Genomic DNA, 21,443 nt, shown 5'->3' on the forward strand with positions numbered 1-21,443 from the left:
ATTACATGTTTCCCACAGGCGCTCGGTGATGTCCCGATCGTGAAGATTCACTCACCTATCACGCAGCTGGGCTGTGAAGAGATACAGCTCACACCCAGCGGTTACGGGGTGGCGGCGCCTGCGGCGTCACCCAGGCCTTCGCGTACCGACTGTTGCTGCCGCGCTGCGGATCCCGGCTCCGGTACACCACATACGGCCGCACCAAGTAGCCGATCGGGGCGCTGAACATGTGCACCAGCCGCGTGTAGGGCCAGATGGCGACGAGCGTCAGGACGATGATGACGTGCACCTGGAAGGACAAGGGCGCCGTCGCCATCAGTTCGGGCGTCGGGTGCAGCGTGAAAAGGCTACGCAGCCAAGGGGACACCGTCTCCCGGTAGTTGTAGGCCGACACCACGTTGCCCAGGGTGTTGACCATGCCGGTCACCAGGGCGCCGACCAGCAGCAGATACATGAGCTTGTCACTGATGGTGGTGGCACCACGCACCGCGGGCACAGTGACCCGGCGGTACAGCAGGATGGCGGCCCCCGCGATCACCGCGAACCCCGCCGGGGCGCCCATGCCGATCGCCATCAGGTGGTAGGTGTGTTCGGAAATCCCGATCGCCGAGGTCCACGACTCCGGAATCAGCAGGCCGACAACGTGTCCGCCCAGCACACCGAGGATCCCGAAGTGGAACAGCGGGCTGCCCAGCCGAAGCAACCGGCTTTCGTAGATCTGCGACGACCTTGTGGTCCAACCGAATTGGTCGGTCCGGTACCGCCAGATGTGGCCCAGCACGAACGACGTGAAGGCGATGTACGGCAGCGTCATCCACAAGAGGTTCGTCATCGTCGGCCTCCGGTCATGGCCGGATCCATCATCATCGGATCCATACCGAACGGGTCCAGGCCGACGTCTTCGTCGGGCGGGCCGTCGGCGGCGAGTTCGGTGATCCGCCGGCGGTCGGCGGTATTGATCGGCGGCAAGGTAGCGAGGACCGCCGCCAGCAACCCGGAATACGGAGAATTGCTCTCCTGCAGGGAAAGTCGCAGCAGCTCGAGCACCGGTACGTGCTCGGCCAGCAGTCGCTCACCACGCGCCTGGTCGACTGTGGCGGCAAATTCGAGCACCAGCGGCAGGTAGTCGGGCAGCTCTTCGTCGCCGATGGTGATGTCCGCCTGCCGGTAGGCGTGCTTGAACCGCAGCAGCGCCATCCCCCGCTTCCGGGTGTCACCGTATGCGTAGTACGTCAGGTGCAGGCTGGCCCGCCGGCGCATGTCGAACGTCTCGACGTACCGGCAGGCACGTTCGGTTGCGTCGGTCTCGCAGAAGTACCGGAGGAAGTCGGCCACCTGCGTACGGATCGGCTCGGGCAAGGTCTCTGCTGCCGCCCCCAATTCGTCGGTGAGCGCACAGGTTTCAGCGGTCGGGTAGTCCAGCAACAGCGCCGTCACGCGCCACACCAGGCGCTGCTGGTGGTCGGAGAGGTCGGGACCGGTCGCCGTCCGGCGCCCGATGGACAGGAGCTTCATCGGGTCGGCACCAGCCCGTCGGGGCTGCGGCCGTCCCAGTTCAGCAGGTTGACCCGCTTCGGATCATCCTTGGGCACAGCGCTGTTGGTGTCGACCAGGTGGAACTTGTCGGCCATCGTGTCGAAGGCCGTCATACCCGGACCACCGTCACCGTCGAGGCTGCAGCCGGTCGCGATCGCGTCCAGCCGGTGGGCGTCGGAGCCCGCACCGCTCGGAATGACGTAGCGGTCCTGGTATTTGGCGATGGCCAGCAGTCGGTACATCGACTCGATCTCCTCGCCGGTGAGGCGCACCGACTCGGGGATGGTCTCGTCGAACTCCTCGCCGAGGTTGGCCGACCGCATGTAGGCGCGCATCGCCGCCAACCGCTGCAGCGACGCCCGGACCGGCCCGACCTCACCCGCGGTGAACAGCTCGGCCAGGTACTCGATGGGGATGCGCAGGGTGTCGATGGCACCGAACAGGTTGTTCTTGTTCTCGCCGTCGTGGCCGGTCTCCTTGAGGATGTCGACCACCGGAGACAGTGGCGGGACGTACCAGACCATCGGCATGGTGCGGTACTCCGGGTGCAGCGGCAGCGCTACCTGGTAGTCGACGATCAGCTTGTAGACCGGCGAATTCTGCGCGGCCTCAATCCATTCCGGCGAGATGCCGGCGCGCTCGGCCTCGGCGATCACCCGCGGGTCATGCGGGTTGAGGAACACGCCGAGCTGCGACGGGTACAGGTCCTGGTCGTTGGTGACCGAGGCAGCTTCCAGCACCTTGTCGGCGTCGTAGAGCATGACGCCGATGTACCGCAGCCGGCCAACGCAGGTCTCGGAACACACGGTGGGGATGCCCACCTCGACACGGGGATAGCAGAAGGTGCACTTCTCGGCCTTGCCGGTCTTGTGATTGAAGTAGATCTTCTTGTAGGGGCAGCCGGTGACGCACTGGCGCCAGCCGCGGCACTTGTCCTGATCGACCAGCACGATGCCGTCCTCGGCGCGCTTGTAGATGGCGCCGGACGGGCATGCCGCGGCACATGCCGGGTTGAGGCAGTGCTCACAAATCCGTGGCAGGTAGAACATGAAGGTCTGCTCGAATTCGAGCTTGACCTTCTGGCTGACCTCTTCGACCTTGGCCAGCAACGGGTCCCGGCCCACCTGCTCGGGTCCACCACCGAGGTCGTCGTCCCAGTTGGCGCCCCAGGTGACCTTGGTGTCCTCCCCGGTGATCAGCGACTTCGGCCGCGCCACGGGCGTGGTGTCCATCAGCGGGGACGACAGCAGGTTCTCGTAGTCGTAGGTCCACGGGTCGTAGTAGTCGCTGACCGTGGGCAGGTCCGGGTTGGCGAAGATGTTCAGCAGCCGCTTGAACCGCGAACCCGACTTCAGCGTGAGCTTGCCGCGCTTGTTGAGCGTCCAGCCCCCCTTCCAGCGTTCCTGATCCTGGTACTGACGTGGATACCCCTGTCCGGGACGGGTTTCCACGTTGTTGAACCAGACGTACTCGACACCGCTGCGGTTGGTCCACGCCTGCTTGCAAGTGACACTGCAGGTGTGACAGCCGATGCACTTGTCGAGGTTCATCACCATCGCAAGTTGTGCCATGACTCTCATGTCAGTACTCCACTTCTTGCGAACGGCGACGGATCGTCGTCACCTCGTCGCGCTGATTTCCCGTGGGGCCGTGGTAGTTCAGCGCAAAGGACTGCTGGGCGTAGCCGCCGATCAAGTGGGTGGGCTTGATCATGATGCGGGTCAGAGCGTTGTGGATACCGCCGCGCTTGCCGGTCTTCTCGGTACGCGGCACGTCCACCGCCTTGTCCTGGGCGTGGTACATGAAGACCAGCCCCTCGGGCATCCGGTGGCTGACGATCGCGCGGGCATTCACCACACCGTTGCGGTTGGTGCACTCGATCCAGTCGTTGTCCTTGACCCCGATCTTGGCGGCGTCCACATCCGACATCCAGATCGCCTGCCCACCACGGGAAAGCGTCAGCATGTACAGGTTGTCCTGGTACGCCGAGTGGATCGACCACTTGGAGTGCGGGGTCAGGTAGCGCACCGTGATGGAACGACTGGTCGCGTCACCCGCTGTCGCACCGACGACGGGTTCGTCGAACAGTGCCGTCATGTCCAGCGGCGGACGGAACGTCGGCAGCTGCTCGCCCATCTCGTCCATCCAGTCGTGGTCGAGATAGAAGTGCTGACGTCCGGTGAGGGTGTGCCACGGCTTGAGCCGTTCGGTGTTGATCGTGAACGGCGAGTACCGGCGGCCGCCGGTCTCCGACCCCGACCACTCCGGCGAAGTGTTGACCGGCATGGGCCGGGACTGCGTGTCCGCGAAGGTGATTCGCTTTCCTTCGTTCTCCGCTGCCAGGTCCACGAGTTCGGTTCCGGTGCGGCGCTGCAGGGCCTCGAAGCCCTCCACCGCCAGGCGTCCGTTGGTCGTACCCGACAGCGCCAGGATGGCTTCGGCCGCATGGGTGTCCTTGGCCAGCGACGGCCGGCCCGCGGCCACGCCACGATCGGATACCCCGTTCATGCCGCGCAGGTACTCGACCTCCTCGTCGGGATGGGTGGTGACGCCCTTGACCGTCAGGCCGAGGGTCTCCACCAGCGGGCCGAGGGCGGCCATCTTGTCGGCCAGTGCCGGGTAGTCACGTTCGACCGTCACCAGGCGCGGCATGGTCTTGCCCGGAATCGGTTCGCATTCACCGGCTTTCCAGTCCAGCACCTTTCCGCCGGGCTGGGCAGTGGCATCGGAGCTGTCGTGCTGCAGCGGCATCGCGACGATGTCTTTGCGCTTGCCGAGGTGCTTCTCGGCGAGCCAGGAGAAGCCGCGGGCGATCCGGTGGAAGGCGTCGAAGTCGGTCTTGGTCTCCCACGGCGGCGAGATCGCCGGGGAGAACGCGTGCACGAACGGGTGCATGTCGGTGCTCGAGAGGTCGTGCTTCTCGTACCACGTCGCAGCCGGCAGCACGATGTCCGAGTACAGCGTCGTGCTGGTGTTGCGGAAGTCCAAGGACAGCAACAGATCCAGCTTGCCCGCCGGGGCCTCGTCGCGCCAGCGCACCTCCTGAGGGTGCACCCCGTCCTCGTCGCTGGCCGCGACGTTGTTGTCCGCACCCAGCAGGTGCTTGAGGAAGTACTCGTTGCCCTTCGCCGACGAGCCCAGCAGATTGGACCGCCACACCGTCAGGCAACGCGGGAAGTTCTCCGGGGCGTCGGGGTCCTCGCAGGCGAATTGCAGATGCCCGGACTTCAGGCCGTCCAAGACATGCTGCGCCGCATCCTTGCCGAGCCGCTCGGCCTCGTCGGCCAGATCCAGCGGATTGCGGTTGAACGTCGGGTAACTCGGCATCCAGCCCAATCGGCTGGCGAGGGCGATGTTGTCGGCCGCGGTCCGGCGCGCCAGCGTTCCCGTCGCGAGCGGCGACGTCATCGGCTCGGTGGTGAACCGGTCGTAGCGCCACTGGTCGGTGGCCAGGTACCAGAACACGGTGCCCTGCATCTGGCGCGGCGACCGCTGCCAGTCCAGCCCGAATGCCAATGTGCCCCAGCCTGTTACCGGCCGGCACTTCTCCTGGCCGACGTAATGGGCCCAACCGCCACCGTTGACGCCCTGGCAGCCGGTCAGAATCACCAGGGACAGGAACGTCCGGTAGATCTGGTCGGAGTGGAACCAGTGGTTGGTACCAGCACCCATCAGGATCATCGAGCGCCCCTTGGAACGCTCTGCGTTGTCGGCGAATTCGCGGGCGATGCGCTCCGCTGCCTGCGCCGGCACGCCGGTGATGGCCTCCTGCCACGCCGGCGTGTACGGCTCGGTGGCATCGTCGTAGCCGGTCGGCCAGGTGCCCGGCAGGCCGTCACGGGCCACACCGTACTGCGCCAGCATGAGGTCGAAGACCGTGGTGACACGATGTCCCGCAACGATTCTGGTCGGCACACCGCGCTCCAGGACACCGGGTTGATCGGTGTCGAATCGCGGTAGTGCAACGGTAGCGGCATCGTTGGCGCCACCGTGCAGCGTGAGGAGGGGGTCCACCCCCTGCAGGTCCAGGTTCCATTTCCCTTCACCGGAGGCGGTGAAGCGATGACCCAGGGACCCATTGGGCACCACCGGGGTGCCGTCGGCGTCGAGCAGGACCGGCTTGGACACCGCGGCTTCGGTGTCCGCGTACTCGCCACCGAGATCCGCTGCGGTGAGGAACTTTCCGGGTACCAACCGGCCGTCGCGCTCGGTCAGCGAAACCAGGAACGGCAGGTCGGTGTACTTCTTCACGTAGTCGGTGAAGTACGGGGTGTTCTTCTCCAGGAAGAACTCCTTGAGGATGACGTGGCCCATCGACATGGCCAGGGCGGCGTCGGTGCCCGGGTTGGCCGGCAGCCATTCGTCGGCGAACTTGGTGTTGTCCGCGTAATCCGGCGACACCACAACGACTTTCTGGCCGCGGTACCGCGCCTCGGTCATGTAGTGGGCGTCGGGCGTGCGCGTCACGGGGACGTTGGAACCCCACATGATGAGGTAGCCGGCGTCGAACCAGTCGGCGGACTCGGGTACGTCGGTCTGGTCACCGAAGACCTGAGGTGATGCCACCGGCAGGTCGGCGTACCAGTCGTAGAACGACAGCATCGACCCACCCATGAGCGAAATGAACCGTGCCCCAACGGCATGGCTCACCATCGACATGGCGGGAATCGGCGAGAAGCCGGCGACGCGGTCCGGGCCGTAGGTCTTGACGGTGTAGACATGCGCTGCCGCGGCGATCTCGGCGGCCTCCCACCATTCGGCGCGCACGAAACCACCGCGACCGCGGGCAGACTTGTAGGCCTTGGCCTTCACGGGATCCTCGACGACGTCCGCCCACGCCAGCACCGGGTCCTGCAGCCGCTCCTTGGCTTCGCGGTAGTAGTCGAGCAACAGGCCACGGACGTACGGATACCGCACGCGCGCAGGCGAATACGTGTACCAGGAGAACGACGCGCCGCGGGGGCAACCGCGCGGCTCGTATTCGGGCTTGTCGGCACCGATCGACGGATAGTCGGTTTGTTGTGACTCCCAGGTGATCACGCCGTCTTTGACGTAGATCTTCCACGAGCACGAGCCGGTGCAGTTGACGCCGTGGGTGGAGCGCACCACCTTGTCGTGCGCCCAACGGTCGCGATAGAAATCATCCGCAGACCGTCCGCCGACCTTGTGAATGGAGCGTTGGTCACCGGAGATTTCCCCACGGTGAAAGTACTTGGACAATCGCAGCAGCGCGTCGCCGGCCATCGCCGGAGGCGATGATTTGGCGGTGGCTTGACTTCCAGCCGACTCGGCCACAAAGCCCTCCTTTCGAGCCGTCGGAAGATGAGGCTAGGACTGGTCAGACAACAGTCAAAAGAACGCACGGGGCCGTTCCGGAGCCTGTGCGACCGCGTTAACAGGGCTGTCATGTCCTGAAATTAACGGGGTTTCGGCACTGCGGGTCCTACCTGCAGCGATCCGCTGATCAGTGCAAACGAGTGGCAATGCGTGTGCGCTGCCCGTCACATTGCCGAGGCCGTCCGACCCGGATTTCTTATCAGCGCGGTAACAATGCACGTCGGGTCCGGGGCACTGTGGCGAAGGCTCCCATTCGGCAGATCCCACAGGGTCCAGCGGGTCCCCGCCTCGGCATAATCGAGGCCATGAGCAACAACCGGCGGCCATCCTGGTACGACGACGAGGTGCAGGCGGTCTCCGACCTGGCCCGCGACTTCTTCGAACGGGAGGTCGTCGCCCACGCCGACCGCTGGGACACCGACCGCCGCGTCGACCGCGACGTCTGGCGCACCGCGGGCCGGCTCGGCCTCCTGCTGTGCTCGGTCCCCGAGGAGTACGGCGGCGGGGGCGGCAACTTCGCCCACGACCTCGCGGTGTTCGAAGCCCAGGGCCGCTCCGGTGACTTCGCGCTCGGCATCTCGGTGCACAGCGGCATCGTCGCGCACTACATCCTCGAATACGGCAACGAGGAACAGAAGCGAACCTGGTTGCCCGGCATGGCCACCGGCGACATTCTCGGCGCCATCGGCATGACCGAGCCCGGTGCCGGGTCCGATCTCAAGGCCATCGCGACCACCGCGCTGCGCGACGGCGACCACTACGTCGTCAACGGATCCAAGACCTTCATCACCAACGGCTCGTCCGCCGACATGATCGTCCTCGCGGTCAAGACCGACCCCAAAGCCGGCGCCAAAGGCGTGTCCCTGCTCATCGTCGACCTGCGCGACTGCCCCGGCTTCACCGTCGGCCGTGTCCTGGACAAGGTCGGCCAGCACGGGGCCGACACCTCCGAACTGTCCTTCACCGACGTGCGGGTCCCCGTCACCAACCTGTTGGGCAGCACCGAGGGCCAAGGGTTCGCGCAGCTGATGACCCAACTCGCCCAGGAGCGCCTCATCATCGGCGCGCAGGCCAGTGGCGCCATGGAGCGTGCGGTCGAGGAGACGGTCGCGTACACCAAGGCCCGACAAGCCTTCGGCCACAGCCTTTTCGAGTTCCAGAACACCGCCTTCGAACTCGCCGAATGCCAGACCATCTCGCGGACCTGCCAGGTTTTCCTGGACCGTTGCGTCGAGGACCATCTACGCGGTGAGCTCGACCCCGTCGACGCCGCGATGATCAAGTACTGGCTGACCGACAAGCAGTGCGAGGTCATCGACCGTTGCGTGCAGCTGCACGGCGGTTACGGCTACATGCGCGAATACCTGATCGCCCGCATGTACGAGGATGCCCGCGTGCAGCGCATCTACGCCGGCGCCAACGAGGTCATGAAGTCGATCATCGCGCGCTCGCTGTAACCGCTACGGCGCTCCGATGAAGTCGACGCCGGAGACGATCGCCGGGCGGTGCCGCAGAATCCGGTAGTGCGCCAGCCGGCCCAGACCCTTCGTGGTCTCGAGCCGCGCGTCGGGCCAGACCTGCGCGATGTCCATGCTGGAGGAGTAGGGGCTGTCCGGATCGTCGGGGTCGTGGATGAGCAGCAGCGGCCGGTCCCCGGCATGCTCGGCCGACGCGGTGATGTCGGTGTCCAGCAATGGCATTCCGATCCTGCGGTCCAGCCGCCGGTGCAGGCGGTCCCGGATCCGCCGACCGAAGTTGTGCCGTTCGGCGAAAACATCCAGATACCAAGTGAAATCGCCCATCGGCGCCAGGAATACCAACCGATCGGCCGCGGCGCCCCGCGCGGCTGCCAACGCCGCCGCCTTCGCCCCCAGCGAATGACCGATGACGGCGTGCGCCGGACCGTGCTTCGCGATGACGGCCCGCACCGCTTCCGCGCACTCGACGATGGTGGTACGCCCCGGAGCCAGCGCCCCCGGCTCCGACTCGTGGTGGCTGGGGAGGTCGAATGCGATGACCCGATACCCCGCCGTGACAAGGGGTTTGACGAACACCGCCATGTGCGCACGGCACCCACCCCACCCGTGCACCAGGTAGACCAGCGGACCCGAGCCCCACGATTGTCCGGCGATGCGGTGCCCGTCCCACGACGCTTCCAGCGGCGTGCTGTCCGGCAGACCGGGCGGCATCTTGGTGCTCAGGTCGACATCCGGCACCGTGCACCACAATTCGGTCGCCCAGCGCGCACCGATCGCCGGCGCGAAGCGCTCCAGCCACCAGAAGGCCCGGCGCACCCGCGGCGAAACCGGCGGCAGCACACTGTCTTCGGGACTCGATTCCGTCACTGCCATGCGTAAACCACCTTGGTACGAAAAATTATGTCCTGCAACGACCTTCGGCGCCGGTCCACCACCACCCACAGCAGTCCCACCGGGAACAGCACACAGGCCACGGCGCGCAGCAAGGCCCGAAGCGGAGCCAGCCGTTCCCGGCGCAGACCGGTGACCCGCAGACCCATCACCACCGCGCCCACCGTACTACCCGACACCACCCAGCACCCGGTGAGATACAGCACCGAAACGACGCACGTCGCCGCCGTCGAATAGACGAAGGACAGCGTCGGCACGTGGAACATGACGGGGCGAAACATGAACTCGCACAGGCGTAGTCCGCCGTAGATCAGGCCGAGCAGCGCGCCGACCACCATCAGGTCGATGACGGCAGCCACACCTCGGCTGACGATCCCCGCGGTGCGGTCACTCATGGGCGGTCCCGGCCCAGCAACCGGTCGACGAATCCCGAGATCGCGTCGTCCGCCCGCTCCCCCTGAGTACGGACGTCCGACATGACCTCGTTCGTCATCGTGTCGGTGGACTCCCGGATGACGGACTGCAGGTCGATGCCGTCGATCACTTCACCTGCCAGCCCGACCAGATCGACACGCTGACGCACCAATTCGTTGAGGTCAAGCTCATCGAGGACGAGCTCGACGACCTGGGCGGCGACGTCGGCGATCAGCGCCTTGATGGGCCCCAAGGACCGCTCACCGCGCGCCACCAGGTCGGATTGCGTGCGCCGCAACAGATCTCCGACGACCGGCAGCCGCTCCGCGCCGCGGTACACCGCGGCCGCGCCACCGGCTACCGTCGCCGCCACCCCGGCGACGAGCAGCACCGCAGAATTCTGGGGGCTGCCCGCCGGCTCGGTCACAGGGTGTCCGACGAAATTACAGTGGGGTCAGGCCGTGCTTGCGGGCAATGCGGTCGTGCTTCTGCTTGTCGCGCAACAACTTCAGCGACTTGCGCAGCAGCAGCCGGGATTCGTGCGGCTGGATGACCGCGTCGATGTAACCGCGCTCTGCCGCCGTCCACGGGATCGCCAAGTTGGCGTTGTAACCCTCGATGAAGTCTGCCTTGATCTTCAGCACCTCAGGCGCCGTCGGATCGGGGAAGCGCTTCACCAGCAGCTGCGCCGCGCCCTGCGCGCCGATCACCGCGATACGGGCAGTGGGCCAGGCGAAGTTCAGGTCGGCCGTCAGCTGCTTGGAACCCATGACCGCGTAACCGCCGCCGTAGGCCTTGCGGATCACGAACGTCACCTTCGGCACGTCGGCCTCGACGATGGCGTTGAAGAAGCGGCCACCGCGCTTGATGATGCCGCCGGTCTCCTCGGCGACACCGGGCAGCGCGCCCGGGGTGTCGACGACGAAAACCAAAGGCAGGTTGAAGGAGTCGCAGAACCGGATGAACCCGGCCGCCTTGTCGGAGGCCTCGTTACCGATCGCACCCGCCATGAACAGCGGCTGGTTGGCGATGACGCCGACCGGCCGGCCGTCGACCCGCGCGAACGCGGTGATCATCTCCGGAGCGCGCTGGTCGGCGATCTCGAAGATGTCGCCGTCGTCGAACATGCGCAGCAGGATGTCGTGCATGTCGTAGCCGGCGTTGTCGGCGTCCGGCACGATCTTGTCCAGCTCGAAGTCGCTCGGGGTGAGCTCGGGCTCCAGACCCGGGTTGACGATCGGCGGAGAGTCCCAGGTGTTGGCCGGCAGGAAGCTCAGGTAGTCACGGACGTACTGGAAGGCGGCAGCTTCGTCCTCGACCACCTTGTGGATGTTGCCGCGCTGCGCCTGGACGTCCGCGCCACCGAGCTCGTCGAAGGACACGTCCTCGCCGGTGACGTCCTTGATGACGTCCGGCCCGGTGATGAACATGTAGCCCTGGTCGCGCACCGCCACCAGCAGGTCGGTCTGGATCGGCGAGTACACCGCACCACCGGCGCACTTGCCCAAGATGATCGAGATCTCCGGCACGGTGCCGCGGAGCATCTCGTGCCGGCGGCCCAGCTCGGCGTACCACGCCAGCGACGTCACAGCGTCCTGGATGCGGGCGCCGGCGGAGTCGTTGATACCGATGATCGGGCAGCCGACCATGGCCACCCACTCCATGAGCTTGGCGACCTTGCGGCCGAACATCTCGCCGACCGAGCCCTGGAACACCGTCTGGTCGTGACTGAAGACCGCGACCGGGCGGCCGTCGATGGTGGCATGGCCGGTCACCACACCGTCGCCGTACAACGCGTTCGGGTCACCGGGCGTCTTGGCCAGCGCGCCGATCTCGAAGAAGCTGCCCGGGTCGACGAGCGCGTGGATGCGGGCGCGAGCCGAAGGGATGCCCTTCTTGTCGCGGCGCGCCTTGGCCTTCTCGTCGCCGGGATCGGCTGCCCGCTCCAGCTTTTCGCGAAGCTCGGCGAGCTTCTCAGCCGTCGTGGAAGGGCTGCGCGTTTCGGTAACTTCGGTCACGGTTCTCCTACTACTTCCCGGCCTGGATCTCGTTGATGGCTTGGCTCATGTGCGCCCCCACCTTGGCAATGTACGGCTCGTCGATCGCCTGGATGTGCTCGCCGCCGATATTCACTACCTCCAAATCGGAGGCGAACTCGCCCCAGCCGCCGTCAGGCTGGCGGGTGGCGTATGCGGGTTCGAACACGATCGCGTCGTCGTGGTAGCGGTCCGCCATGTAGAGCACGACATGGCCGTCGTACGGCTGGATGTCGATGGTGTCCAGCGCGCGGTTGTCGAGATACGACGTGCGCTGGTGCTCGATGATTCCGCCAGGAATCTGCACTCCGCTCTGCGCGACGATGTCCAGCACGAACTTCACCTGGCCCTCGTCGTCGAGCTTCTCCAGTTCCTCGTACGGAATCTCCGGAACCTCGACGTTGAAGGTGCGCTCGGCGAAGCGGGCGTACCGATCCCAGCGTGCCCGCATGCCGGCCTGGGTCTTATCGATCGGCACACCGGGCCGGACACAGTCGATCAGCCCGACGTACCGGACGTCGGCGCCTGCCTGCTTGAGGCCGATCGCGCACGCGTAGGCCAGCGCCCCACCCAGCGACCAGCCGGCCAGGACGAACGGGCCCTTGTGCATCGCCAGCAGCTTGGGCACGTACTCGGCAGCGCGCTCCTCGATGGAACCCTCGACGCGCTCGATGCCGTAGACCGGGATGTCCTCCGGCAGGCGCTTTAACAGCGGCTCGTAGACCACCGTCGATCCACCGGCAGGGTGGAAGACGAACAGTGGCACCGCAGGGCCACCTTCCTTCGCCGGCCGCAGCGTCCGGACGAACCCGTCGACCACGCCGTCCTCCAGCTGATCACGCACGATCGTGGACAGCTGCTCGATCGTCTTGGCCGAGCGCACCTGCTCGACCGTCACGATGCCCTCGGCGCGCTCGGAGAGCCGCTCGGACAGCTTGGTGGCGATCGCATCGTCGACGGCGGGCAGCTCGTTGAAGATGCCGCCGGGCGACTTGCCGGTGACGATCGCCCACGTCGCGAAGGTGACCCGCTCAGCCGCGTCGCGCGGTGGCACGTCTGCGCCCAGCGCCTCGGTGACCGCCTCCTGCGTGAGCACCTTGGCCGCAGCCGCAGCCGCGGTCGCCTGGCTCGCGCCGGCGGGTCCCGACGGGTTGGTCGGCGGCGGCGGGACGGCCGGGCCGGCCGGGTTCGTGGGCGGCGCCGGAATCTCCAGCGCGGCAGCGGCATCCGTGGCGATCTCGACTGCCGGCTTCGCCTCGTCCTTGGCAGCCAAGGGATGGCCTGCCTCGGCCAGCTTGGCCTCCAGCTCGGCGACGGTCGTTGCGCCACCCAGCATTTCGGCCTGTGCGGCGGCGATCTCCTCGGAGCTCTGCCCCTTCTGCGCCTCGGCGAGCTGGTCGACCTCGTCGCGGTGCTCGATCGCGTACTCGATCAGCTTCTGCACCGCGTACAGGTTGGCGTCGCGGACCGCGGTCAACTGGATCGGCGGCAGGTCGAAGTCGTACTCGACGCGGTTCTTGATCCGGACCGCCATCAGCGAGTCCAGACCCAGCTCGATCAGCGGCACCTCCCACGGCAGGTCCTCGGGCTCGTAGCCCATGGCGCCACCGACGATGGCACCCAACCGGTCCGCGATGGTCTCGCCGGAATCCGGCGACCACTTCTTGAAGCCGGCGGCCAGGCCCGCGCCCGCAGTCAGATCGTCCTGCAGGATGGCGGCGTCATCTTCGACGGGTTCCGGTGCGGCAACGGCAGTTTCGGCCGCCGCAGCACCGACGGCCGCGGGCAGCGCCGTACCGCCGAGCGCGACCGGCAGGGCCGCGCCGTCACCGCCGCGGCTGACGACCGCGTCGTAGACGAGGGTGAAGGACTCGCCCATGCGGGCGTGCACCTGCACCGTGCCGCCACCGGGGTGGCGGGTCAGCGTGGTGACCAGGCGGGCACCCTCACCCGGAATGGCGCGCTGCTCGAAGGCGGCCACTCGGGCGTCCGGAAGCACCTGTGCGGCAGCGGCTTTCACCAGATCAGACAGTGCGGCAGCGTCGACCTCGCCGCGCGGGCCGTACTCCCACACGTGGCGGCCGTCCGGCGTCGCGACATGGCTACCCGGCGCGATGGCCGAGCTGTCGGCGGTGAAGTGTGCGTCCAGCCAGTGCGGCTTGCGCTTGAAGCGCGTCGGCGGGATCGGCGCGTAGTCGGTCGCCGGATCCTCGGCGGGCGAGAACAGCGTCCGGAAGTCCAGGTCATGGCCGTGCACGAACAGCTGAGCCATGGCGTTGGTCATGGAGTCGACCTCGTCCTGCTTGCGGGCGAGGGTCGGGATCAGCTGACCGTCGTGCAGACCGGCCGACATGGTGGTGAGCCCAACCTGCATGAGCGCCACCGGATTCGGGGCCAGCTCCAGGAACGTGGTGTGCCCGTTGTCGACGGCGTTGCGGATGCCGTGGGTGAAGTAGACGCTGTGGCGCAGCCCCTTCTTCCAGTACTCGACATCGTGGATCGGGTCGCTGCCGGCGCGCAGGAAGCTGCCCTCGTGGACCGTCGAGTAGTAGCCGGTGGCCAGTGGCTGCGGCTCGATGCCCTGGATTTCCGCCAACAGTTCGCCGAGCAGCGGGTCCATCTGCTGCGTGTGGCTGGCGCCCTTGGTCTGCATCTTGCGGGCGAACTTGCCCTCGGCTTCGGCGCGGGCGATGATCGCGTCGACCTGCTCCGGCGGGCCGCCGATGACGGTCTGGGTCGGGGCGGCGTAGACGCACACCTCGAGGCCCGGGAAGTCGGCGAAGACCGTCTTGATCTCCTCGGCCGAGTACTCGACCAGAGCCATCAGGCGGATGTACTCGCCGAACAGCATGGCCTCGCCCTCACCCATGAGGTGGGCGCGCGAGCAGATGGTACGGGTGGCGTCGGCCAGCGAGAGGCCACCGGAGAAGTACGCCGCGGCCGCTTCACCGAGCGACTGGCCAACCACCGCACCAGGTTTCGCACCGTGCGCCTTCAGCAGCTCACCGAGCGCGATCTGCAGGGCGAAGATCACCGTCTGGACGACCTCGATGGGGTATTCGCAGGTCTCGTTGGTGTAGTCGATGGCGTCATCGAGGATCAGCTCGACCACCGAGTAACCGCGCTCATCCTGGATCTGGGCGTCGACCTTGTTGATCCACTCCGCGAAGATCGGATCGTTCAGGTACAGGCTCTTGCCCATCTTGCGGTGCTGCGCACCGAATCCGGCCAGCACCCACACCGGGCCGTTGGTGACGGGGCCATCGGCGGCCAGCACCAGCGGGTTCTGCTTGCCCTCGGACAGGGCGCGCAGACCCTTGACCGCTTCGTCGTGGTCGTGCGCCAGAATCACTGCGCGCGAACGGCCGTGGTTCCGCCGCGACAGCGAGCGACCGATGGACTCCAGCGAATAGGACCGGCCCGCCTCGCTGTCGATCCAGTCCGCCAGCTCAGCAGCGGCGGACTTCTTGCGCGAGGTCAGGAAGCCCGAAACCGCCAGCGGCACAATGCGCTTGACAGGCTCGGCCGCCTCGAGTTCGGCGCGCGCCAGCTCGATGAGCTCCAGCGCCCGCTCGGTCAGACCGGGGAGCTCGGGCTCGTCGTCGGTCTCGTAGCCGTAGAAATCCGCGTCGCCACGCTTGTCGTCTTCATCGTCGATGAACTCGCCGTACTCGTCCATCTTGACGCCGCCGACGTACACGGCATTGGCGTCATCCGACGGCTTCTCTTCAACCACAACCTCTTTGGGCTCCGGCTCGACGAGGTCGCTGGGCAGCACCTGGCGCATGACCAGGTGGGCGTTGGCGCCACCGAAACCGAAACCGGACACCCCGGCGACGGCGTGACCGCTGTAGCGCGGCCAGTCCGACAGCTCGGCGTTGACCTTGAGGTGCTCCTTGTCGAAGTCGATGTAGGGGTTGGGGCCCGCGTAGTTGATCGAAGCGGGCAGCTTGTCGTGGTACAGCGCCAGCGTCATCTTCGCGACGCTCGCCGCACCCGCGGCCGACTCCAGGTGTCCCACATTGGATTTCACGGCACCCAGCAGCGCCGGCTTGTCGGCGGCGCGGCCACGGCCCACGACGCGGCCGAGCGCATCGGCCTCGATCGGGTCACCCAGGATGGTGCCGGTGCCGTGCGCCTCGATGTAGTCGACGGTCTTGGGATCGATGCCGGCGTCCTTGTAGGCCTTGCGCAGCACCGCTTCCTGAGCGTCAGGGTTGGGGGCCAGCATGCCGTTGGAGCGGCCATCGTGGTTGATGGCCGAACCGGCGATGATGGCGAGAATCTCGTCACCGTCGCGGCGGGCGTCGGCGACGCGCTTGAGCACGACCATGCCGCCGCCCTCGGAACGGGCGTAGCCGTCGGCATCCGAGCTGAACGACTTGATGCGGCCGTCCGGCGCCAGGACGCCGCCGACCATGTCGAAGCCGACCGTCACCATCGGGGTCACCAGGGCGTTGACGCCACCGGCCACGACGACGTCGGCCTCGCCGGAGCGCAGCGCCTTCACGCCCTCGTGCATCGCGACGAGCGACGAGGAACACGCGGTGTCGATGGTCATCGACGGCCCGCGGAAGTCGAAGAAGTACGAAACCCGGTTGGCGATGATGGAGCTCGCGGTGCCGGTGATGGCGTACGGGTGCGTGATCGACGGGTCGGAGACCGACAGGAAGCTGTAGTCGTTGGTCGAGCTGCCGACGAAGACGCCGACCGCCTCACCGCGCAGCGCCGACGCCGGGATGCGGGCGAATTCCAGTGCTTCCCAGGTCAATTCGAGCGCCATCCGCTGCTGCGGATCGATGTTGTCGGCTTCCATCTTGGCCAGCGCGAAGAACTCGGCGTCGAAGCCCTTGATGTCCGACAGGTACCCACCGCGGGTGCGGGCCTGGGCCACGCGTTCGGCGATCCGCGGCTCGGCCAGGAACTCTTCCCAGCGGCCCTCGGGCAGATCGGTGATGGCGTCGCGGCCTTCCAGCAGCGCCTGCCACATCTCGTCGGGGGTGTTCATGTCACCCGGGAAGCGGGTGGCCAGACCGACGACCGCGATGTTCATCGCGTCGTCGTCGGCGTCGCGGGACCAGTCCTCGGCGTTCGCGGCGGCGGTGTCCACCTCCGGCTCGCCCTCGACGATCACCTGCGCCAGCGTCTCGATGGTCGGGTGCCGGAACAACACCGTGGCATTCAACGTGACCCCGGTGAGGTCCTCGAGATCACTGGCCATGGCCACCCCGTCGCGCGAGGAGAGGCCGAGTTCCACCAGCGGTGTGCTCTCGTCGATCGAGTCCGGCGACTGACCGGTGGCCTTCGCGACCGCGTTGCGCAGCCAGTCACGCACCTCCGGCACGGACATGCCGTTGGCGCGCGACACAGGCGCGCTGTCACCCTCCTGCGGCGAAGTGTCGAGTTCGTTCGAATTGTCTTCGGTGTCAGTCATTTTCACTGTTCACTTTCGCCGCCGGACGGGATGGTTCGGGCCCGGGATAGAGGAGTTCAGTTCAGATCGTCGGGGAACGCGTTGGCCACCTTGCCGCTGCGCAGCGTGCCGTCCAGGTAGGCCGAACGGGTGGCGCGGCGGCCGATCTTGCCGCTGGAGGTACGCGGGATGGCGCCGGCCGCGGTCAGCACCACGTCGCGCACGGTGACGCCGTGGCGCACCGCGATGGCCGCGCGGATGTCGTCGATGATCGGCTGGATCTCCAACTTGTGGGCACCGGCGGCACGCTCGCCGACGATGACCAGCTGTTCGGAGGTGTCATCCTTGTCGCGCTTGAGGCCGGAGTGCGCGTCGGCGAAGACCTCGTCGGGCAGCTGGTTGGCCGGCACCGAGAACGCCGCCACGTAGCCGACGCGCAGTGCCTTGCTGGCCTCCTGCGCCGAGTACTCGAGGTCCTGCGGGTAGTGGTTACGGCCGTCGACGATGACCAGGTCCTTGACGCGGCCGGTGATGTACAGCTCGCCGTCGTGGTAGGCGCCGTAGTCGCCGGTGCGCACCCAGGTGGCGCTGTCTTCCGCGCCCTCGGCGTGCGACGGGCTGGTGCGCGACTTGAGGGTGTTCTGGAAGGTCTCGATGGTCTCTTCGGGCTTGCCCCAGTAGCCGGTGCCCATGTTGGCGCCGCTGATCCAGATCTCACCGATCTGGCCGTCGGGCAGCTCGGTGGCAGTCTCGGCGTCCACGATGACGGCCCACTCGTCCACGCCGATCTTGCCGGCACCGGCCTGGGCGACCGCCTTCGGCGAGTCGTCCGGGACCACCACGAAGGTGCCGGTGTTGAGGCAGTCGCGGTCCACCGACACGATGGTCGGCTCCGCGGCGGACGGGGTCGTCGACACCATCAGCGTGGCCTCGGCCAGACCGTACGACGGCTTGATGGCCTTGGACGGGAAGCCGAACGGGCCGAAGGCCTCGTTGAACCGGCGCACGGTCGCGGCCGAGATCGGCTCGCTGCCGTTCAGCACGGCCTTGACGTTGGACAAATCGATGGAGCCGGGGCCTTCCTTCGGCACACCGCGGGCCGCGGCGTGATCGAAGGCGAAGTTCGGGGCCACCGAGATGACGCCGCCGGTGTCGGTGTCCTTGCGGGCCATCTCGCGAATCCAGCGCTCCGGCCGGCGCACGAAGGCCGCGGGCGTCATGAAGGTGAAGCTGTGGCCGATCATCGGCGCGATCAGCGCGGTGATCAGACCCATGTCGTGGAAGAACGGCAGCCAGGACAGGCCACGGTCGCCCTCTTCGCCCTCCAGCGCGTCGACGACCTGGACCACGTTGGTGGCCAGGTTCATGTGGGTGATCTGCACGCCGGTCGGGATGCGGGTCGAGCCCGAGGTGTACTGCAGGTAGGCGACGGTGTTCTCGTCGATGTCCTCGAACGGGATCCAGGTGGCGGCGACCTCTTCGGGCACCGCGTCGACCGCGATGACGCGCGGGCGCTCGTTGGCCGGGCGGCTACGGAAGAACTTGCGCACGCCTTCGGCAGCGGCGGTGGTGGTCAGGATGGCCGACGGCTTGCAGTCGTCCAGGACGGCATGCAGGCGGCCGACGTGGCCCGGCTCGGACGGGTCGAACAGCGGCACGGCGATGCGGCCGGCGTACATGGCGCCGTACATCGCGACGAGGTAGTCCAGGTTCTGCGGGCACAGGATCGCGACGCGGTCGCCGACCTCGGTGACCTGCTGCAGGCGTGCGGCCACCGCCTTGTTGCGGGCGCTGAACTGGGCCCAGTTCAGATCGCGGGCGACGCCGTCGCGCTCGGTGGAGTAGTCCAGGAACCGGAACGCCAGTCGGCCACCACGGACCTTCGCCCAGCGCTCGACGTGTCCGACGATGCTCGCGTTGTCCGGGAAGCTGATCTTCCCGTTCTTGATGAACGGGTTGTGGAACGCCATCAAAATCTCCTGTCACAGCCTGCCGCGCTGGCTACTTCGTGTGCGGCCAGTCACGCCAAATCCCGGCAAATGGTACCGGGCAGTAGCGATATGCCACCCCAAGATGCACCGGTCAATGATAAGGCCGTGCTCTTAGCTATCTCTTAATGTTAGGTGACGCGTATTCGCAGGCCAAATCACCCCACCGATTTTGTACTCGCCAGTAGCCAACCTGTGATGTCAGCCGTGTTTGGGATGCGGCGCGTTGTCCACCAACTGCTTGGCCCAGTCCAGCGTCCACTGGGTCGAGGTCTGACCGTCGAGGGTCCAGAACTGCGGGGTGTTGTACAGCGCGTGCACCGGTCCCGCGGCGCTGCCGGACAGGGTGGCGAGCGTGCTGGGCAGGTTGACGACGTTGAACGCCTCGGTCGGCGCGGCGCAGATCAGGTCGCCCTTTCCGCAGATCTCGTTGACCCGGTCGTTGAGCTCACCGAAGCCACCGACGCGCGGTCCCGTCATGTTCAGGCCGAGCATCCCGAGCGGCAGTTCGTGCAGCGTGATCTCGGCGCCCTGCCCCGGCGGGTTCGGGCCGACGTCCTTGCCCACGTTGGGCTGGCGCCGGCCGTCGGCGATCAGCGTCACACCGAGCACCAGGTCCTGGTCGATGGGACCGCGCCCGTTGCCGATGTCACTGGCGATGTCGCCGGCGATGACCGCGCCCTGCGAGAAGCCGATGATCACGAAGCTGGTCAGCGGGCACCGGTTGTTGATGTCGGTGATCGCTTCTACGGCCTTCTTCTTGCCCTCTTCGCGGCTGTCGTTGTACGACATCTGGTTGTCCGCGGCAAGCGGGTTATGGAACTGCGCGGTGTAGGGCACCGTGTACTGGGCCAGCCGGTCGGCACCGAAATCCTGGCCGAGCGGATTGCTCACGTTCAGCAGCAGCGCGATCGGGAACGACGGCGTCGGGTTCAGCGGATCGAGCACCCGCGACGACTCCCAGGTACCCGGGATCGAGATCAGCTGCACATCGGGGCAGTCGGCCGACTGGTAGGCCGGCCGCGGCTTGGACGGCTTCGTGGTGGGCCCTGAGGTCGGCGGCTGCGCCGAGGGCGGCGTCGGCCCGGGAATCTCGCCCGGCTGACGCAGCCACACCACGATCGCGAAGGCGACCACGATGACCAGCAGTGCTACAGCGCCCGCCGCGGCGATGGCAAGGATGCGGTGGCGGCGACGCCGATTGTTGGTGGCCATGTGGTGTGAGGTTCTCCTGCTTGCAGAGTCGATCCGGTTGCGATCCGAATGTACTCAGCGCTCGTCACGTCGAGGTCACGCCGACGGGTTCCGTCGGCAAGATCACTCCGGTGAGAGCTAGCGGATGACGCTCACCAATTCGCCCGACATGGCGCCGAGCTGACCGCTCCAGCTACCCCAATCGTGCTGCGGGCCGTCCGGGAAATCGAAGTGCCCGTTGTGGCCGCCGACGCTGCGGTAATGCGCGTAGAACGCCCGGTTGCTGCCCTGCGCCTGGTCGCAGTAGCCGATCATGGCCGCCGGGTCACTGCAGGTCACCGTCGACGGGCTGAACACCCAGATCCGGGTGTTGTTCTGGTTCAGCAGGCTGACGTGCACATCGGGGTCGTGCCACTTCCAGCGGCCCAGCTGCGGGGCGCCCCACATGCCGTAGGTGTCCACGCCACCGAACTCCCGCATCCCGGCGGTGATCGCGCCGTTGAACGTCGTCGACGACGGGGTCAGGAAGCCCGAGAGCGAGCCGGCGAAGCGGAACCGGTCGGGGTGGAACTCGGCCAGCGACAACGCGGCGGTGCCGCCCTGGGCCGCACCGACCACACCGTGACCGTTCGGGGCCAGACCCTTGGTGGCGGCCAGATAGTCCGGGAGCTCCTGGCTCAGGAAGGTCTCCCACTGCTTGGAACCGTCCTGCTCCCAGTTGGTGTAGAAGCTGAACGCGCCACCGGCCGGGGCAACCACGGAGATGCCCTTACCGGCCAGCGTGCCCATGGCATTGCCGGCGGTGACCCAGTTGCTGACATCCGGGCCGGCATTGAAGGCATCGAGCAGGAAGACCGCGTGCGGACCGCCGGCCTGGAACGACACCGGGATATCCCGGCCCATCGCGGCAGAGGGCACCATCAACGTCTCCACACCCGCAGCGTGGGCGGTCCCGGCGCCCGTCAGCATGCCGCCGGCGAGCACCACAGCAGCCGCGGTGGCGGCCATCGTCCGGAACATCCCCCGCATTGCCTGCAGCCCCATAACCAACCTCACCTGTCGTGTGTCGTCCGAGCGTCTGAACCCGCGTTGTAGTGAACCACATCACCTCGACAGATGGTGACCGAACAATGGGAGGGAACGTTGCCAGCGGCTG

13 protein-coding genes are annotated in these 21,443 nt (G+C 66.9%); 1 reads left to right on the top strand and 12 read right to left on the bottom strand.

All coding sequences use genetic code 11. From position 1 onward, the window contains the following. Positions 1-88 precede the first annotated feature (88 nt). From narI to AC1U2B_RS04010, 4 genes are read right to left on the bottom strand one after another with little or no spacing between them, the layout of a single operon-like run. Entirely contained in the window at positions 89-832 is a 744-nt protein-coding gene (narI, locus tag AC1U2B_RS03995; protein WP_480215779.1) for a respiratory nitrate reductase subunit gamma, read from the bottom strand. Continuing rightward, positions 829-1,515: a nitrate reductase molybdenum cofactor assembly chaperone gene (gene narJ / locus AC1U2B_RS04000; protein ID WP_480215780.1), complete on the bottom strand. Its 687-nt coding sequence runs from the start codon at positions 1,513-1,515 to the stop codon at positions 829-831. Before narJ ends, narI begins: the two co-directional genes overlap by 4 nt. Then, complete coding sequence (gene narH / locus AC1U2B_RS04005) at positions 1,512-3,107, bottom strand: nitrate reductase subunit beta (RefSeq protein WP_260935360.1); 1,596 nt, start codon at positions 3,105-3,107, stop codon at positions 1,512-1,514. The genes narJ and narH overlap by 4 nt, the downstream gene beginning before the upstream one ends. Before the next feature lie 10 nt (positions 3,108-3,117). Continuing rightward, positions 3,118-6,780: a nitrate reductase subunit alpha gene (locus AC1U2B_RS04010; protein ID WP_480216053.1), complete on the bottom strand. Its 3,663-nt coding sequence runs from the start codon at positions 6,778-6,780 to the stop codon at positions 3,118-3,120. A 398-nt stretch (positions 6,781-7,178) separates the two neighbouring features. On the opposite strand from AC1U2B_RS04010, the gene AC1U2B_RS04015 reads away from it, so the two are divergent. Continuing rightward, the gene (locus AC1U2B_RS04015) at positions 7,179-8,330 is read left to right on the top strand and encodes an acyl-CoA dehydrogenase family protein (RefSeq protein ID WP_480215781.1); all 1,152 of its coding nucleotides are present in this window, start codon (positions 7,179-7,181) and stop codon (positions 8,328-8,330) included. Between the two features lie 3 nt (positions 8,331-8,333). On the opposite strand, the gene AC1U2B_RS04020 is transcribed toward AC1U2B_RS04015, so the two are convergent. From AC1U2B_RS04020 to AC1U2B_RS04055, 8 genes are all read right to left on the bottom strand, one after another. After that, positions 8,334-9,224, bottom strand: a complete 891-nt coding sequence (locus tag AC1U2B_RS04020) for an alpha/beta fold hydrolase (protein WP_480215782.1) — start codon at positions 9,222-9,224, stop codon at positions 8,334-8,336. Beyond that, positions 9,215-9,637, bottom strand: a complete 423-nt coding sequence (locus AC1U2B_RS04025; RefSeq protein WP_480215783.1) for an RDD family protein — start codon at positions 9,635-9,637, stop codon at positions 9,215-9,217. The genes AC1U2B_RS04020 and AC1U2B_RS04025 overlap by 10 nt, the downstream gene beginning before the upstream one ends. Further along, positions 9,634-10,083 (bottom strand): hypothetical protein, encoded by a 450-nt coding sequence (locus AC1U2B_RS04030; RefSeq protein WP_480215784.1) that lies wholly within the window; start codon positions 10,081-10,083, stop codon positions 9,634-9,636. The genes AC1U2B_RS04025 and AC1U2B_RS04030 overlap by 4 nt, the downstream gene beginning before the upstream one ends. Before the next feature lie 16 nt (positions 10,084-10,099). Further along, positions 10,100-11,674, bottom strand: coding sequence for an acyl-CoA carboxylase subunit beta (locus AC1U2B_RS04035; RefSeq protein ID WP_260935351.1), 1,575 nt, complete (start codon positions 11,672-11,674; stop codon positions 10,100-10,102). Positions 11,675-11,684: 10 nt separating this feature from the next. Further along, positions 11,685-17,126 carry a polyketide synthase Pks13 gene (gene pks13 / locus AC1U2B_RS04040; protein ID WP_480215785.1) on the bottom strand — a complete coding sequence of 1,814 codons (5,442 nt, stop codon included), beginning with the start codon at positions 17,124-17,126 and terminating at the stop codon, positions 11,685-11,687. A 56-nt stretch (positions 17,127-17,182) separates the two neighbouring features. Continuing rightward, the gene (fadD32, locus tag AC1U2B_RS04045) at positions 17,183-19,075 is read right to left on the bottom strand and encodes a long-chain-fatty-acid--AMP ligase FadD32 (RefSeq protein ID WP_480215786.1); all 1,893 of its coding nucleotides are present in this window, start codon (positions 19,073-19,075) and stop codon (positions 17,183-17,185) included. A 219-nt stretch (positions 19,076-19,294) separates the two neighbouring features. After that, the gene (culp6, locus tag AC1U2B_RS04050) at positions 19,295-20,308 is read right to left on the bottom strand and encodes a carboxylesterase Culp6 (RefSeq protein WP_418004350.1); all 1,014 of its coding nucleotides are present in this window, start codon (positions 20,306-20,308) and stop codon (positions 19,295-19,297) included. A gap of 117 nt (positions 20,309-20,425) precedes the next feature. After that, positions 20,426-21,316, bottom strand: a complete 891-nt coding sequence (locus AC1U2B_RS04055) for an alpha/beta hydrolase-fold protein (protein ID WP_043402941.1) — start codon at positions 21,314-21,316, stop codon at positions 20,426-20,428. Positions 21,317-21,443: the final 127 nt, after the last annotated feature.

The organism is Mycolicibacterium sp. P4_G11, from assembly GCF_056555145.1.

Excerpts from the sequence above, each read along its gene's own strand:
- AC1U2B_RS04010 (WP_480216053.1), bottom strand. The coding sequence starts at position 6,780 with ATGGCCGGCGACGCGCTGCTGCGATTGTCCAAGTACTTTCACCGTGGG.
- fadD32 (WP_480215786.1), bottom strand. The coding sequence starts at position 19,075 with ATGGCGTTCCACAACCCGTTCATCAAGAACGGGAAGATCAGCTTCCCG.
- narI (WP_480215779.1), bottom strand. The coding sequence starts at position 832 with ATGACGAACCTCTTGTGGATGACGCTGCCGTACATCGCCTTCACGTCG.
- narJ (WP_480215780.1), bottom strand. The coding sequence starts at position 1,515 with ATGAAGCTCCTGTCCATCGGGCGCCGGACGGCGACCGGTCCCGACCTC.
- AC1U2B_RS04055 (WP_043402941.1), bottom strand. The coding sequence starts at position 21,316 with ATGCGGGGGATGTTCCGGACGATGGCCGCCACCGCGGCTGCTGTGGTG.
- pks13 (WP_480215785.1), bottom strand. The coding sequence starts at position 17,126 with ATGACTGACACCGAAGACAATTCGAACGAACTCGACACTTCGCCGCAG.
- culp6 (WP_418004350.1), bottom strand. The coding sequence starts at position 20,308 with ATGGCCACCAACAATCGGCGTCGCCGCCACCGCATCCTTGCCATCGCC.
- narH (WP_260935360.1), bottom strand. The coding sequence starts at position 3,107 with ATGGCACAACTTGCGATGGTGATGAACCTCGACAAGTGCATCGGCTGT.
- AC1U2B_RS04015 (WP_480215781.1), top strand. The coding sequence starts at position 7,179 with ATGAGCAACAACCGGCGGCCATCCTGGTACGACGACGAGGTGCAGGCG.
- AC1U2B_RS04025 (WP_480215783.1), bottom strand. The coding sequence starts at position 9,637 with ATGAGTGACCGCACCGCGGGGATCGTCAGCCGAGGTGTGGCTGCCGTC.
- AC1U2B_RS04020 (WP_480215782.1), bottom strand. The coding sequence starts at position 9,224 with ATGGCAGTGACGGAATCGAGTCCCGAAGACAGTGTGCTGCCGCCGGTT.